Here is a 15,572-nt window from a genome sequence, read left to right as displayed (position 1 = left end):
AGCGTTATTTATTTAAAATTTTTGTAATGAGTTCCAAACCTATATCCATTTCTTGTTCAATTGCTATAAAAGCAGTCGAAAGATCAGTTTCAATGGTGGAACTTGTTTCCAATTCTTTTGTCATCTCGGCCAATTTGACTAGCCCTGCTGTTGAAGCAGTGCCCCGCAATTTATGCAGCAGCTCCTTGACATGGACAATATCACTGGCATGAATTGCCACCTGAAGCAGCCTCCTAGCCCCTGTTATCTCCCGTACGACCAAATCCAGAAAAAAAGCTAGAAATGCAGGATCATCACCCGCCTGTTCATCCAAACGACGCATGTCTAAATGTTGATCGTCGTGCGCTAAATCGGACCCTTCGTCAACAATCGGATTACCAGATATAGCTTTATCTAACGCTGTGTACAAATCTTGTTGTCGAATAGGCTTGGCTAAAAAATCGGACATCCCCGCAGCTAGACAACGTTCCCTTTCACCCGAAATATTACCGGCTGTAACACCAATTATAGGTGTGTCGGCATAACCTTCAATCTGGCGAATCTGTTTGGTAGCTTCGATACCATCGATCTCAGGCATCTGAACATCCATTAAAATAAAATCAAATGTTTTTTTCATACAGGCCGCAATGGCTTGAGCGCCGTCAGACACTTCAGTCAGTCGTGCACCCGGCATAATACTGGCCATAATGCGCAAATTGAGCGCCATATTGACTGCATTATCGTCCGCCAATAGCACCTGAATTTCCTTATCAAAGAAATCTGACGACACAGGTAAATTTTCATTAGCTTTTGCTTGGACGGCTTCCTGCCTATTTTGCTGGATCGCTCGGCGAAGTGTTGAATACAATTCTTCCGATTTAATAGGTTTAAGCAAGCAGAAAGAATGCTCTTCCTGTCGAAATGCCGAAATCACCTCATGCTCTTCCGATGAGGTATGCAAGACGATCAATGGAATACCTTCCTCTTGCTTGAGAAAGAGTTCTTTGATCTTACCGATCGTTTCGAGGCCCGATAATATCGGCATATGATAATCCATTAAAATAACATCAAACCTTTCACCTTTCATCAATAACTGTAAAGCTTCCATACCATTAGCCGCAAGTACAGATTCGATGTTCTTATACGACAGCATATGTTGAAGAATAATCCGATTATTAGCGTTATCGTCAACAACAAGAACCCGATTTAATGGCAGTGCTGTATCTATAACTTCCTGTTCTTCAAATGGAACCTCAATATCAAAGAAAAATGTGGATCCGACGCCCATTTTGCTCACTAAATGCAGTTTGCTTCCCATATATTTCAACAGGTTATTAGAGATCGTCAAACCAAGTCCGGTACCACCATAACGTTTACTTACGGAACTATCTTCTTGGGTGAAAGCATCGAATATACGCTGCTGCTTCTCGGGCGGAATTCCAATACCGGTATCCCTAACTTCAAACCGTAGCGCTAATTTATCCTCGCTATTATAGCGCTTACTGATCTTAAATTCGATCTCGCCTTTTTCTGTGAACTTCACCGCATTGCCCAGCAGATTCACCAGTACTTGCTTGATACGCGATTCATCAACCCAAACAAAAGCGGGTAGCCCCTGCTCAATATTCAGAAGCAGTTCGACATCCTTTCGCTGGGCTTGATAGAGAACGACATTAATAACCTGATTAGCGATATCATATAGATTATATTTATCAACAAATAATTCAAGTTTTCCGGATTCAATTTTTGAAAAATCCAAAATGTCATTGATAATATTGAGCAAGCTACTCCCCGATTCATTGATATAGCTGAGATATTGCAGTTGCGTATCATTTAATGGCGTTTTCATCAATAAGTCTGAAAATCCGATCACGCCATTTAGAGGTGTTCGAATTTCGTGGCTCATATTGGCTAGGAATTCGGACTTTGCCTTACTCGCTAGCACGGCTAGCTCTTTTGCTAATTTCAGTTCATCATTTATTTTTACTGACTCCGTAATGTTCTGCGTAAAAATAATGATCCCACCTATACTTCCATCAGCCAGATGCCATGGCCTAACTTCCCAATTGAAATGCTGCGCTTCGGCAGTTCCGCCGGCCTGAATAATCTCATCCCTATTCTTATAAGATACGCCAGCTAAAGCATCGCGGTATATTTTCTTTCTATTTTCCGGAATATTGGGAAAAAGATCAAAAAAGTTACTGTTAGGCGGCAAATTCGCCCCATCATGAAAATCTTCCAACCATTGATTACTGACAGAAATGTAGTTAAAATCTCGGTCAAACATGGCGACAGAAGCCGGAACGTAATCTACAAAGGCCCGTAACATCGACTCTTTGCGTTCTAATTCCAGAAATAGCGATTTACTATGATCAATATCCTGAATAATGCCATACACACGTTTGCATACATCATTATCAAATTCGGGAATACCCTTTACGCGTACCCAAATAGACTCGCCATTTTGTTTTAATAGACGTAATTCCGTATCATACGGTGTCCTAGATGCAATGGCCTCTTCGAATACCCGTCGCAAAGTGACCTGACTCTCCTGTTCATAAAATCCGATAGCATGCTCAAAATCCGGCGTAAAATCAAGTGGTACACCATGGATAAGCTTTGTAGAATCGGACCAATAGACCTTATTGTCAACCAGGTCTACCTCCCATCCACCAACTTGTGCGACAGCATTTGTCTGTTCTAATATCTGCTTGGTATGCAAAAGATCATTTTCAAGCCGTAGCCGATCCGTCATATTCAGCGCGGTGCTGACAACGTAAGACTTTCCATTTTCATCAGTTTCTAGCATGTTATGATAAAGCCAAGAGATATCTTCACCATCTTTTGTTTGTAAAACCATCATTCCTGAATCCTCTCGGTTGCTTGCAATACGTTGAAGATAATCTGCGACTAAAGCAACATGATGGGCCGGGACCAAGTTTGTTAGATTAAGCCCTTTGACCTCCTCTTTGGAATAACCTAATAACTCTCTTCCTTTTTCATTAACTGATAAAATATTACCTTCCATATCATGCATGCTCATCAGGCCAATGGCATTTTCAAAAAAGCTACGGAATCTACGCTCCGAATTTTCCAGTTTCAGCTTTTCTTCCCGTTCTGCTGTCACATTTCTGCCAAAAGCCAAAATATCACGGTTGACTGCATCAAATTTAAAATGCCATTCAATCTCCACCATTTGGCCGTTGCCCGTTAGAGTCGTACTGTTGCTTTGAATACCGTATTTTGTCTCCGCCACCCGATTCAAGTCGGATACTAATTTTTCTTTCGTGTCACCCAGTAAAGTGAAAATAGATTTGCCTAAGCTGTTCGAACGGGACAATCCCAAAACTTTACTAAATGCAGGATTAACATCTTTAACATGGTGCATATCATCCAAAACACAAATGATATTGTTGGTCAGATGAAAAATTTCAGCGAAATAACCGGCCTGTATTTTTCGATGCTTGCCCAATAAGATCTTGGTCACCGCCTTACCGAGTTCAGCTAAAGAATTTACTTGCTTCTCTGAAAGCTGTTTGGGCTGAAAATCAATCACGCAGATTGTTCCAAGCGCATCCCCATCATCATCCAAAAGTGGAACCCCGGCATAAAAACGAATATTTCCTTCGCGAATCAAGGGATTGGAAGAAGAGCGAACATCGTTAAAAGTGTCTTCAATGATGAGCACTTCTTTACTCATGATCGTATACTGACAGACGGTATTCTTCCTGTCCACAGTGTCCAACGCTATCCCAACGCAACTCTGAATACGTTGCGTTTCTTGTTCCATCATGGCAATTAGAGCAGCAGGACAATCTGTAATCAAACAGGCCGCCTGCGCAAAAACATCTAATTCAGGGTCTTTCCCAAGTCCCATTAACTCATAAGACTTTAGTTTCTCTATCCTTCTTAACTCATTTTCAGGAAAAACATTATTTACCATTTATTTCCAGTATTTAGATCAGGTTTATTATCACCGTGAAGTTAACAAAAACATTACTCAACACCGCCTAATTAATAAGGAAATTGATCAAATAATGTTTTATTAAGAACAAACTAGGCGATGAATAGTTGCCTTATCTCAAAAATTCATCGTCTATATTCCTAATAAATAAGTTATTTTCCAATTAAATTTAGAGAGATACCGTTACTGATACACAATTGATTTTATTAATCTAGTTCAATAAAGCTTTCTTTGAATTGGTGTAACTTTATCTCAGTTAAGAAAACATAACGCATTATAAAAAATATAACTCGTTGAAAAATATAACACGTTGATATGGAAAATAAAATATTAGGATTGCATCACATTACTGCGATAGCCGATAATGCAAAACGAAATCTCGATTTCTACACACAAGTACTGGGTGTCCGTCTTATAAAAAAGACCGTAAACTTTGATGATCCCGGCACCTACCACTTTTACTACGGCAATGAAATGGGAGAACCTGGGACTATCCTTACTTTTTTCCCTTGGGAAGGTATTGGAAAAGGAGCCCCAGGTGCAGGAATGGCTACCCACATCGGCTACTCCGTACCGAAAGGTAGTCTAGATTTTTGGAAAAATCGCTTAACACAATATCGCATCCAGTGGATAGAAGATGAGATTTTTGGAGAGAAATTAATATCATTTCGTGATCCCGACGGCTTACAGCTTCAGTTTATTGAAACAACTGATCCAAGACTTCCTTGGACAACCACCGATATCCAAGCAGAAAATGCCTTAAAAGGCTTCCATAATGTAACACTCTCTTTAAGAAAGGCAGAGCCAACCTTAGATATACTGACCGATATTTTAGGCTATACGCTTAGCCAACAGATTGACAATCGTTATCGATTGACGACGGACAGTATAGCCACAGCCAACATGGTCGACATCATCGCAGATGAAAATCTGAACTACGGCAAAAATGCAGCCGGTACAAATCATCATGTCGCATTTCGCGTGAAAGACGATAACGTTTTGATGGAGTACCGCGAAAAAATACTTTCAGCAGGATTAGATATCACGCCTAAAATAAATAGAGACTATTTTTTCTCGTTATACTTTCGTGAACCAGGAGGCGTACTTTTTGAAATCGCAACCGATAACCCCGGCTTTACTGTGGATGAACCGCTCTCGAGTTTAGGTTCTGCACTCAAATTGCCAAAGCAGTATGAAAGCCATCGATTACAAATTGAAAAAGCATTACCGAAAATAGACTAGATAAATAAATCATTTCAAATCACTTGCAAAAAAAGGAGCTATGGAAAGAACTGAAATTATCCTCGACAAAAGTCAACGCGGCGAACTGCAATTATTCTCCGATAATCATAAAGCCGGCTTAATGAACATTGCGATCATCGACGGCAATCTTGTTGTTTACCACACCGAGGTAGATGACGCCTATGAGGGCAGAGGATTTGCAAAAATACTTCTTGAAAAGCTCGTATCTTATGCCCGCGAAAATAACATGAAAATTGTTCCATTATGTCCTTATGTAAATGCACAATTTCATCGCCATCCCGAGCGCTATCAAGATATTTGGTTTAGAAGAACAACATAATTATCAAAAAAGAAAAAGCAACATGAGTCATCCACTAAACATCAAGAGAGCCGGTCACAATTTGGAACAGGCAAAAAAAGCCATCATCATGATCCATGGCCGGGGCGGAAGTGCCGAAGATATACTTAGCCTGTCATCGTACCTTCAGGTCGATAATTTTGCACTGCTGGCACCACAAGCCGAAAACCACAGTTGGTATCCCTTTTCCTTTATGGCTCCTGTTCAACAGAACGAACCGTGGTTGAGTTCAGCACTGGACTTAATCGACCATACCATTCAACTCGCTTTAGCGCAGGGAATCCCTGCCAAAGACATTTATTTTTTCGGGTTCTCTCAAGGAGCCTGCTTAACGCTCGAATACCTTGCACGGCATGCGCAACATTACGGAGGGGCAGTCGCAATTATCGGCGGCGTAATAGGTGAAGAAATCAACCACCAAAATTACAGCGGAGATTTTGCACAGACTCCAATTCTCCTCGGCACTAGCGATCCTGATTTTCACGTTCCATTAGAACGGGTCAAAACAACCGCATCCATTTTAGAAAAAATGAATGCAAACGTAAAGCTCGCTATATATTCAAACGGAGGTCATACCATCAATCGCGAGGAGATCGATCTTGCAAATGAATTTGTGCTCAAAGATGGACAGAAATAACGCATTGGTTGTTGATTATTATGTTAATCAACAACCCGTCGCAATGCATTATACCTTTGGATATTTATATCCGTTATGATAAACCGATGCTAAGTACGTATTCGCCTTCTGATCCGTAAAATTCTGTTTCTCTTTATTCCAGTAGAGCTTTTGCCCTGTCCTGAATGCTATATTTCCTAGCTGAGAAAAGATGGCAATATGGGCGCCAACTTCGATTGGTGCATGAAGCAATAGCGGATTACGCTGACGAATGGCAGCCACAAAATTTTCCATGTGCTTATCTAATCCATCGTCTAAAGAAGGTTGCATAGCGACCTCTTCCATCCGCCCCTTTTCTGGAATCACCTCCCATCCCGAACGGTTTAAAACCAGCGTACCATTGTTACCAATAAATGCGACACCGTGGTTACGGTTATAGGGACCAAGATCAATTCCTTTGGCATGCTCCCATTGAATATTAAAACCCTCAAACTCGTAAACGGCCGTCATTGTATCAGGCGTTTGTCCAGCATCATCCGGAAAAGCAAATTTGCCTCCTGAGGCCATAATAGACTTTGGATCGGAAACATTCATGCCAAGTAAAGCATAGTCCAACATATGGACCCCCCAATCGGTCATCAAGCCACCCGCATAGTCCCAAAACCATCGAAAATTAAAATGAAATCGATTCAGATTAAATGGTCTTTTTTGCGCCGGTCCAAGCCATTCTGTATAATGAACACCCGCCGGAACAGGTTCGTCAGGTACCACGGGGATAGCACTTTTCCACCCTTGGTAGGACCAGGCCTTTACAAGTCTTATTTTGCCTAATTTTCCAGAATGAACAAAATCAATAGCGTCTTGAAAATGTTGCTGACTTCTTTGCCATTGGCCAACCTGAACGATAGCCTTATTCTTTTTCGCAGCCTCGACCATTAATTGACATTCAAGAATAGAGTTGCCAATGGGCTTCTCTACATAAACGTGCTTTCCTGCATTGACAGCATCTACCATTTGAAGGCAATGCCAATGGTCTGGCGTTGCAATGATAACGGCATCGACAAGTGAGCTATGGAGCATCTTTTTATAATCTACAAAAGTTTCCACGTCTATATTCCTTTTCCGCAGCTCTTCCGCTCTTTTTTTAAGAATATTATCATCTACGTCACAAAGAGCTGTACACACAATTCCGTCATTCTTTAATAATGAATTCAAATCTGACCAGCCCATGCCATTTACACCAATCAGCCCAACTCGAATAGACTGATCTAATAAACTGGAACCCTGGACATTTAAGAAAAATGATGATGCAGCCAAAACAGTGGACGATTTGATAAAATCTTTTCTATTCATTAGATATTGGTTTAAAAATTGTTATTTGCGCATCGCCGAGGTTACCGATATGAATACATACGCCCCGATGAGTACCTTATTGAGAAATGCTCCCTTCTTTATTAAAAGCAAATTGCTTCGATGAAATTACAAAAATGATTTTAGGTGCCTGCAATACGCATTGTAAAATATATATAGACAAACCCAGCGAAAGTCTATATTGACGATGAGAATTAGCCAACTCAACAGCACATTTTGTAATTCATCAAAAAAAATGAAAGATTAATGGTTTTTTATACCTAACTTGCCGCACTTAATTAAAAATAATGAATACAGGTAAAATTAAATTTTTCAATGAAACTAAAGGTTTTGGTTTTATTACACCAGAGGATGGTAGTGCAGATGTTTTCGTACACGTTTCTGCGCTTAAAAACCAAGTATCTGAAGGCGACGTTGTTACTTATGATGTAGAAAGAACTCCAAAGGGGATCAGCGCTACAAATGTAAAATTGGCGTAATCCAAAAAATACACTTTCTTGTTAAATGGGGTAATTCACAATGACTTATCCCATTTCTTTTTCCTATTCTTCCTTTAAACTTTCATTAATCTTACACTTTTTATTTGAAGACTTTTGGCATTCAAATAAAAAGTATAAAATGATTTGAAAAGGTTTTATTTAAGACAAATTCGAACATACTACGCATGGAATTTAAACAACTCAGTTTAATCGATCCGCTTTTAAAAGCAATAACAGAAACAGGCTATACACATCCCACAGCAATTCAACAAAAGGCTATTCCAGTTGTACTGAAAGGTAACGATCTGATTGGGTGTGCACAAACAGGTACAGGGAAGACTGCCGCTTTTGCACTTCCCCTTTTACAACGTCTTGAAGAAACCAAGACGTCGGGTAAATTCGTTCCGATTAGAGCGCTGATTCTCACCCCGACGCGTGAGTTGGCTATTCAAATCGGAGATAATATAAATTTTTACCGAAAATACCTAAAAGTAAACTATTGCACCATTTTCGGCGGAGTAAGCCAAGAAAAACAGGTCAAAGAAATAAAAAAGGGCGTTGACATCCTAGTAGCTACCCCGGGGCGCTTACTGGATCTCGTAAATCAGAAGATCGTGTTTCTAGATAAGATCGAAATGCTTGTCCTGGACGAAGCCGACAACATGCTGGACATGGGCTTTATACACGATATAAAAAAGATTCTGACCAAGATTCCGTCAAAGAGACAAACATTATTTTTCTCGGCAACAATGCCTCCCAATATCCGTAAGTTTGCGCATGGAATATTGAATAAACCTTTTGAAGTTGACGTTACTCCGGTAAGCTCAACAGCAGAAAAAGTAAATCAATCGGTATTTTTCGTTGAAAAGAAGGAGAAAATCAAATTGCTAACGGTCTTATTAAAGAAACTTAAGCAGGAACGTACGATCGTATTCTCCAGAACAAAACACGGAGCCGATAAAATTGTTAAGCTACTTGCAAAAAATGGTTTGAGAGCAGCAGCCATTCACGGAAATAAATCTCAAAACGCCAGACAAAAGGCGCTGGGTGAATTTAAAGACAATCATCTAAAAATATTGATTGCCACCGATATTGCTGCAAGAGGAATTGATATCGAACAACTTCCCCTCGTTATCAATTATGACCTCCCGAATGTACCTGAAACCTATGTTCATCGCATCGGAAGAACAGGAAGGGCCGGACTCGAAGGAAAAGCAATCTCGTTCTGTGATGTGGAAGAAAGACCTTATCTGGCCGATATTGAGAAACTGATCGGACTAAAGATCAAAATAGAAAAATTAAATAAATAGGCATTCATAGCCTTAAACAAAAAGCCCTNNAGGGCTTTTTGTTTAAGGCTACTTTTTTAGGGTTTACGGTCAGCCATCAACAACGTGGATGGCGTAGCGGAAAGCCAATGTACTTTCTTATTGATCATCTTGTTCCAGCTGGGCAAGCTGATCAACATGAGGTCTTGCTCCTGCCAGGTATCACTGTCTAACCCTTTTTCAGTTATTGTCAGATGATTTGGTACAAGTTGTTCCAATTGTCGAAGTTTCTCTTTAAAACCCGCATTGGTCCTCAAGACTTGATTTACGTCCCAAACAATAATTTGAGCATCTGAATGATGGATAAAGCGCTGCATCATTTCGTAGAGAAATTCGTCGTTCTCTAAGACAATGGGAACGGTCACTCGCCTTGCTTTCACAAAGTTTTTGTCAATCAAAATGCCCACCATAGCATTCACTTTGGCATTGATCTGTTGATTTCTGTCATATGTTGTAAAGGGTGATTCGGCATTTGTAACCGTATGGAATAACTTCTCGGGGTTTATAATTCGCGTAGTAAAGTCTAAGAACCTTCCGAGCAAACTACCCTCATAAATAGATTCGCTTACCCCCAAGAGGAGCAGATCATGATCGCCTTCGTTAGACGTCTGAACAATTCCGCTATCAATATCACTCGAAATCTTAAATACGGTCTTAATCGGTTGATCAAGTTGCTGAGCAGCTTGCTTTATTTCACGAAAACTGTCTAACTCATGGGTTTCCACTTCATAGTGATGTAACTCATTGGAAGGTTCAATATGAAGCGCTGTAATTTCAGCATTCTTTTTTGCTTTCAATGTTAAAGCATTAGCCAGATATAAAAGTGAAATCCCAGTATTACTTTTTGCAAAGGACAGTAGAATCTTAAATTTTGATTTATCGTGCAGATCTTCCCGCGTGAGCGTTTTTCTGGGTCGATAAAGAAAATTGATCAGATCTAAGGATGGTCCTGTCATAAACGTGGTTACTAAGGCCATAACGACCATCATCGAAAATAATTCTGCACTTAACACACCAAGATCATATCCAATATTGAGTACAATAAGCTCCATCAGACCCCGCGTGTTCATTAATGCACCAATACTTAAGCTATCTTTCCAACTTTGACCGACAAAACGTGCGGCTAATGTACTCCCCATAAATTTACCAATCACCGCTACCAAAATAATACCAACGGTGATCATCCACAAATTAGGGTCATTAAGCAAACCAATCTGTGTGCGCAGCCCTGTATAGACGAAGAATAATGGTAATAGCAACAAGGTCGCTACATCTTCGATTTTTTCAATAAATGCTGTTCGAAATCGACTTCCTTCAGGCATAATGGCGCCCGCCATAAATGCGCCAAAAAGTGCGTGGATACCGATCACTTCGGTCGCATAAGAAGATAACAACAACACGATAAAGAAAATCGCTACAACAGGTTTACTTAAAGCCTCTTTACTTCCCTTCACCTCTCCTACGCGCTTTAAAAATGGTCTAATGATTTTGATCATAACGAACACATAACCAATAGCCAAGCCGATTGTATACAATGCACTGGCAAAATCACCTGCCTTTACAATGGCAATTACCACAGCCAGAATACACCAAGCTGTAATATCATCTGCCGCAGCGCAGGTAATCGCCATTGCACCTAACTTACTTTTCTGCAAACCCCGCTCTTGTATAATTCGAGCAAGAACAGGAAATGCGGTGATACTCATTGAAATACCAATAAACAAGCTATAGGATAAAAACTCTACATTTTTCGGCGGATGGAACAGATATAAAAAATAAGCCAATGAGATGCCCAAGGTAAATGGAATCACAATACTAGCATGAGAAATGACCACAGCGTCGTGCGCTTTATTCCGTAGCACATTCAAATCTAACTCCATACCAATGATAAACATAAATAAGATCAGTCCGATTTGACTTAAAAACTGTAAATTACTCAGCGATTCTATTGGAAATAGCATATGTGAAAATGCTGGGAAATAAATACCTAATAACGAAGGTCCCAATATAATCCCTGCGAGCATCTCGCCTATAACGACGGGCTGTTTAATCTTAATACAAATCCAGCCCATGATACGCGCCGCGGTAATAATCGTTACAATTTGAGCCAACAATATCGCCAATGGATGCTGCAGACTATCGCATAACGTGGTTATAAAATCCTTCCAAGCGCCATTATTTGTTTTTTCTCCCCGAAGAAGTTCGGGAGATTCTAGCTGTGTCCCCATACGAATCACCCAATACATTACAGCGAGTAATGTACCGATCAAAACCACGTAGAAAATCGTGTTTCTATATTTTCTCATCTTCCATAGCAATTAAATAAACATCCTTATAACAGCATACCAAATCCCGGCTGATAGGCACCAAACACGGTACTTTTTAGATGCGGTCACAACAAAAATATAATTCTCGGAGAGTTTTAATGCTTTTCGCTAACGCAGTTTAAGAAAATATGTAATGAAACAACGGAATTTTGTAATCAGCTGAATTTCTCGAAAAACATTCTCTTGTACGATTCGCCTAAATTGAAAAGAATGGGCATAGCTTGTGGATCCAGCAGGTTGCTTGTAATTTCATCCGCAGAGAAAAATTTAACGATCTTGGCCGCAATCAGCTCTTTTTTATTAATGCGTATAAAGTCCTGCACAGGCAAAATCTCCAGCAACTTATCAAAACTTATATTTTTCAATAAAATGATCGAACCATCTGCCAAATAGACTTTTTTATCGCGGCTGTCCACCTCAGCGATCTGAACATAGTTGATCTGGTCGAAATACAAGATCGTTTTTCCTTTATTGGTATTGAACTGTCCAAAAGATACTATTTCGGGCTGATTGTCGATTATTTGCGCTACCTTCATAATAGCTTGCTGAAGACGTTGCAATGATAATGGTTTACGCATGTAATCTACTGCGTTGATATCGTATGCATCACTCGCATATTGTTTATATGCGGTAGAAAAAACAATTGGAAAGTCTTTCAGCTCCCTAGCGACATCAAATCCATTGAACCCTGGCATTTCAATATCCAGAATACAAAAATCAAAACTTAACGTACCATATTCTCTCAATAGTATAGCCGGATCATTAAAAGTTTTGACTACCTCCAAACCAGGAATTTGCTCACAGAGCATTTTTAAGAATCTCAAACTTGGTATTTCATCATCCAAAAGAATACATTTTAGGTTTCTTTCACTCCGCATATAATTTGATTTGAAGGTGGGCATTATACACATCATTTTCTACAAATCTGCGCAGCTGATGCCTACTTGGATAATACAACATCAGGCGCTCCTCCAAAGTTTTGCTACCAATTCCACTTTTTGACTTTTGCAAAGGGGAGCGTTTTGATATTCTATTGCTCACCATAAGGTCCAGCCAACCATTCCTAAATATTAATACGATGGAAATAAATGAATCAGAACCGTGAAAATCAGCATGCTTAAACGCATTTTCAATTAGATCAACAGACACTAAAGGGATCAACGAAGGTGTGTTCAGCATATAACTATTTACCTCATCAATGTCAAACTTAACACGTATATCGAATAAGGGGCTCAGTTTTACTTTGTTAATCTCGATGAGATTGCGCGCAAATTCAATCTCGGCTTTAGGTGAAACAAGTTCATCTTCGCTCTCATACAATACATAATCCAATACCATAGCCAATTTATCCATGGTATAATAGGTCTGATAAGCATGAGAAAGCATTCCGTTCAACGAATTTTTTAGCAAATGAGGATTTAACTGAGCCCGGTGGAAATGCTCGATTTTTTGGTTATCCATGCGATTAAAAAGCTCCTTTTGGAGCGTGTTATCTAGCAGTAACTTCCTATATTTCTTTCTCAAAACAAAATATAAGAGCCATAGTACTACAACAATAGCGAGGAGTGATAAGATGATGATATAGGAGATTTCAATAGTCATGATTAACCCAAACTTACCAAAATTTCAGTTCTCATAAAAATAGCGTGTCAAAAAATAATGGATACAATTATCGAGAGACGGGCCTTCTATTCTCATATTTATTACAAATATTAACAGTTTTATTACAATTTATTCATTTTAAAGCATTAATTTAAAATCATTATGCGTATATTAATACTATCGTAATTAGCCGATCAAATGATTGTCTATACTATTTTGGTTAAACACGCCTGGTTTTTATCAGGCCTAATATGAAACACTATGGAAAAGCTCATTTTCGAAACTAATGCTCAACATCCCAGTCTTGTAGACAAAATCAAAGACGCTATTGAAAAATTGAATGGTATCCACGAATGGAAAATCGACTTGGATTCTATTTATAACCTATTAACCATAGAAGGTATCCGACTCAACCCAACGGAAATCGAATCGGAACTTGCGCTCCACGGAGTGGAGGCAAACCGCCTATATGAAGAGTAGAATCAATCTACGCTGTAACCAATAGAACAATTCTCTTGGAAGCTATAAATGATCAACAATAGAATAAATGAATGGAACTTCTTCCAGATAAGTACAATAATCTGGAAGAAGAATCAAGTTCTTCTGATTACCATGGCAGATGCGCCACCGCCACCATTACAGATTGCCGCGAGCCCCAATACCCCTCTCTCTTGTCTTAAAATACTAGTTAATGTAACCACGATTCTTGCTCCCGAACAGCCTAATGGATGGCCTAAAGAGATAGCTCCCCCATATACGTTGACTTTGTCCATTGGTAAACCCAAAATTTGGGCATTTACCAAAGCCACAACAGAAAAAGCTTCATTAAATTCAAAATAATCAATATCTTGAAGTGTCAATCCAGCTTTTTTTAGCACTTTCTCTGTCGCAACGCTTGGGGTCGTTGTAAACCATTCCGGAGCCTGTTCCGCATCAGCATAAGCGACAATTTCCGCAATTGGATCGACTCCAAGTTCTTCCAATTTTTCGCCAGACACCAAGAGAACAGCTGCCGCTCCGTCACTGATGGTCGATGCGTTTGCTGCAGTCACAGTCCCCTCTTTTTTGAAGGCTGGTTTAAGTTCGGGTATCTTGTCAAAATTGACTTGAGAAAATTCTTCGTCCTCCGAAACTACGGTCTCCCCTTTACGACTTTGTATTTTTATAGATTGAACCTCTTTTAAAAACTTATCTTTTTGCCAGGCATCGCGACTGCGTTTATAAGAGTGAATGGCATAACGATCCTGCTCTTCACGGCTGATGTGATATTTTTCGGCACATAGCTCTGCGAAGCAGCCCATAGCTTCATTTGAATAAGCGTCACTCAAGCCGTCACGCTGTAAACCATCATTCAGATGCTGCGTACCAAACTTAGCACCCCAACGCATGGAATTAGCATAGTAAGGCACTCTACTCATACTCTCCATCCCACCCGCGAGTATAATATCGGCATCCCCTAAAAAAATAGCCTGTGCAGCAACGGCTATTGCTTTCATCCCACTCGCACATACCTTATTAATGGTTGTTGCTACCGTATGATCCGAAAGACCAGCAAACTTCGCCACCTGCCTTGCCGGCGCCTGCCCCAAGTCTGCTTGCAAAACTGACCCCATAATGATTTCCTCAATCAAATCGCCAGCAACACCTGCTTCTTTAACAACAGAACGAATAGCTTGAGCTGCAAGCTCTGGTGCCGAAATGGTCGACAATGCGCCACCAAAACTTCCTATTGGCGTACGTTTCGCAGCAACGATAAATACTCTTCTTGACATGTGATAAAAAGTTTATAATTGTTTTGCTAAAATCAGATGGCTTTCCTGATAATAAGCCTGCCATCTCCCTGATGTTTAAAGATAAAAAATTTAACAGATACAGCACAACAACTCCGTTTTATTTTTACACATTAAAACAGAATATATAGCAAAAAAACATTTGAAAAACTTCCCTACTTAAACTATTGAACGAAAAATAAAGAATAAATATTTGTAAAAAGCCAAAGCTTTTCATTAAATTAGTATAGCTAATATTCCGAAAGAGCAGATCCGTATACACGCTTGTATTTCAAAAATAACCAATAAGGAAAATAAACGATTATGCAGACAGTCAGGTTCACAGCCGAACATCATATTTTTCGCGATACACTTCGCGCATTTATTCAAAAAGAAATTACACCTTACATCGACGACTGGGAAAATAGAGGTGAAATAGATCGGAATATTTGGAAAAAAATGGGTGACATGGGGCTTATGGGACTAAATATGCCAGAGGATTACGGTGGTGTAGACCGAGGGTGTAAACTGAACTGT

13 protein-coding genes are annotated in these 15,572 nt (G+C 39.7%); 7 read left to right on the top strand and 6 right to left on the bottom strand.

What is annotated here, in order from left to right; all coding sequences use genetic code 11:
* Window positions 1-4: 4 nt before the first annotated feature.
* Window positions 5-3,922 (bottom strand): response regulator, encoded by a 3,918-nt coding sequence (locus tag B2107_RS04910; RefSeq protein ID WP_293953679.1) that lies wholly within the window; start codon window positions 3,920-3,922, stop codon window positions 5-7.
* A gap of 336 nt (window positions 3,923-4,258) precedes the next feature.
* Here B2107_RS04910 and B2107_RS04905 point away from each other — a divergent pair, with 336 nt between their 5' ends.
* From B2107_RS04905 to B2107_RS04895, 3 genes are read left to right on the top strand one after another with little or no spacing between them, the layout of a single operon-like run.
* Entirely contained in the window at window positions 4,259-5,185 is a 927-nt protein-coding gene (locus B2107_RS04905; protein ID WP_293953677.1) for a ring-cleaving dioxygenase, read from the top strand.
* 40 nt (window positions 5,186-5,225) lie between these two features.
* Window positions 5,226-5,525, top strand: a complete 300-nt coding sequence (locus B2107_RS04900) for a GNAT family N-acetyltransferase (RefSeq protein WP_293953675.1) — start codon at window positions 5,226-5,228, stop codon at window positions 5,523-5,525.
* 22 nt (window positions 5,526-5,547) lie between these two features.
* Entirely contained in the window at window positions 5,548-6,180 is a 633-nt protein-coding gene (locus tag B2107_RS04895; protein WP_293953674.1) for an alpha/beta hydrolase, read from the top strand.
* A 48-nt stretch (window positions 6,181-6,228) separates the two neighbouring features.
* On the opposite strand, the gene B2107_RS04890 is transcribed toward B2107_RS04895, so the two are convergent.
* Window positions 6,229-7,512: a Gfo/Idh/MocA family protein gene (locus B2107_RS04890; protein ID WP_293953672.1), complete on the bottom strand. Its 1,284-nt coding sequence runs from the start codon at window positions 7,510-7,512 to the stop codon at window positions 6,229-6,231.
* 305 nt (window positions 7,513-7,817) lie between these two features.
* Here B2107_RS04890 and B2107_RS04885 point away from each other — a divergent pair, with 305 nt between their 5' ends.
* Window positions 7,818-8,009 (top strand): cold-shock protein, encoded by a 192-nt coding sequence (locus B2107_RS04885; RefSeq protein ID WP_046672944.1) that lies wholly within the window; start codon window positions 7,818-7,820, stop codon window positions 8,007-8,009.
* 185 nt (window positions 8,010-8,194) lie between these two features.
* Window positions 8,195-9,319: a DEAD/DEAH box helicase gene (locus tag B2107_RS04880; protein ID WP_293953670.1), complete on the top strand. Its 1,125-nt coding sequence runs from the start codon at window positions 8,195-8,197 to the stop codon at window positions 9,317-9,319.
* A gap of 56 nt (window positions 9,320-9,375) precedes the next feature.
* Here the strand turns inward: B2107_RS04880 and B2107_RS04875 are convergent, their stop codons facing one another.
* The 3 genes from B2107_RS04875 to B2107_RS04865 form a co-directional block, all read right to left on the bottom strand.
* Window positions 9,376-11,643: a cation:proton antiporter gene (locus B2107_RS04875; protein ID WP_293953668.1), complete on the bottom strand. Its 2,268-nt coding sequence runs from the start codon at window positions 11,641-11,643 to the stop codon at window positions 9,376-9,378.
* Between the two features lie 176 nt (window positions 11,644-11,819).
* The gene (locus tag B2107_RS04870; protein ID WP_293953666.1) at window positions 11,820-12,542 is read right to left on the bottom strand and encodes a LytR/AlgR family response regulator transcription factor; all 723 of its coding nucleotides are present in this window, start codon (window positions 12,540-12,542) and stop codon (window positions 11,820-11,822) included.
* Window positions 12,532-13,266 (bottom strand): histidine kinase, encoded by a 735-nt coding sequence (locus tag B2107_RS04865; RefSeq protein WP_293953664.1) that lies wholly within the window; start codon window positions 13,264-13,266, stop codon window positions 12,532-12,534. Before B2107_RS04865 ends, B2107_RS04870 begins: the two co-directional genes overlap by 11 nt.
* Window positions 13,267-13,527: 261 nt before the next feature.
* On the opposite strand from B2107_RS04865, the gene B2107_RS04860 reads away from it, so the two are divergent.
* A complete protein-coding gene (locus B2107_RS04860; protein WP_209574336.1) occupies window positions 13,528-13,746 on the top strand; it encodes a hypothetical protein in 219 nt (72 codons plus the stop codon).
* 113 nt (window positions 13,747-13,859) lie between these two features.
* Here B2107_RS04860 and B2107_RS04855 read toward each other — a convergent pair whose 3' ends face one another.
* Window positions 13,860-15,038 (bottom strand): thiolase family protein, encoded by a 1,179-nt coding sequence (locus B2107_RS04855; RefSeq protein WP_293953662.1) that lies wholly within the window; start codon window positions 15,036-15,038, stop codon window positions 13,860-13,862.
* A gap of 321 nt (window positions 15,039-15,359) precedes the next feature.
* On the opposite strand from B2107_RS04855, the gene B2107_RS04850 reads away from it, so the two are divergent.
* The coding region (locus tag B2107_RS04850) for an acyl-CoA dehydrogenase family protein (protein WP_293953660.1) at window positions 15,360-15,572 on the top strand (213 nt) is incomplete at its 3' end.

Origin of the sequence: Sphingobacterium sp. UBA7855 (assembly GCA_002500745.1) — a bacterium.
Taxonomy (GTDB): Bacteria; Bacteroidota; Bacteroidia; order Sphingobacteriales; family Sphingobacteriaceae; genus Sphingobacterium.
Note: the sequence above shows the minus strand (reverse complement) of the source record. Positions and strands in the feature narration are given on the sequence as shown.

Coding starts and splice junctions, on each gene's coding strand:
- B2107_RS04910 (WP_293953679.1), bottom strand. CDS start 3,922: ATGGTAAATAATGTTTTTCCTGAAAATGAGTTAAGAAGGATAGAGAAA.
- B2107_RS04905 (WP_293953677.1), top strand. CDS start 4,259: ATGGAAAATAAAATATTAGGATTGCATCACATTACTGCGATAGCCGAT.
- B2107_RS04900 (WP_293953675.1), top strand. CDS start 5,226: ATGGAAAGAACTGAAATTATCCTCGACAAAAGTCAACGCGGCGAACTG.
- B2107_RS04895 (WP_293953674.1), top strand. CDS start 5,548: ATGAGTCATCCACTAAACATCAAGAGAGCCGGTCACAATTTGGAACAG.
- B2107_RS04890 (WP_293953672.1), bottom strand. CDS start 7,512: ATGAATAGAAAAGATTTTATCAAATCGTCCACTGTTTTGGCTGCATCA.
- B2107_RS04885 (WP_046672944.1), top strand. CDS start 7,818: ATGAATACAGGTAAAATTAAATTTTTCAATGAAACTAAAGGTTTTGGT.
- B2107_RS04880 (WP_293953670.1), top strand. CDS start 8,195: ATGGAATTTAAACAACTCAGTTTAATCGATCCGCTTTTAAAAGCAATA.
- B2107_RS04875 (WP_293953668.1), bottom strand. CDS start 11,643: ATGAGAAAATATAGAAACACGATTTTCTACGTGGTTTTGATCGGTACA.
- B2107_RS04870 (WP_293953666.1), bottom strand. CDS start 12,542: ATGCGGAGTGAAAGAAACCTAAAATGTATTCTTTTGGATGATGAAATA.
- B2107_RS04865 (WP_293953664.1), bottom strand. CDS start 13,266: ATGACTATTGAAATCTCCTATATCATCATCTTATCACTCCTCGCTATT.
- B2107_RS04860 (WP_209574336.1), top strand. CDS start 13,528: ATGGAAAAGCTCATTTTCGAAACTAATGCTCAACATCCCAGTCTTGTA.
- B2107_RS04855 (WP_293953662.1), bottom strand. CDS start 15,038: ATGTCAAGAAGAGTATTTATCGTTGCTGCGAAACGTACGCCAATAGGA.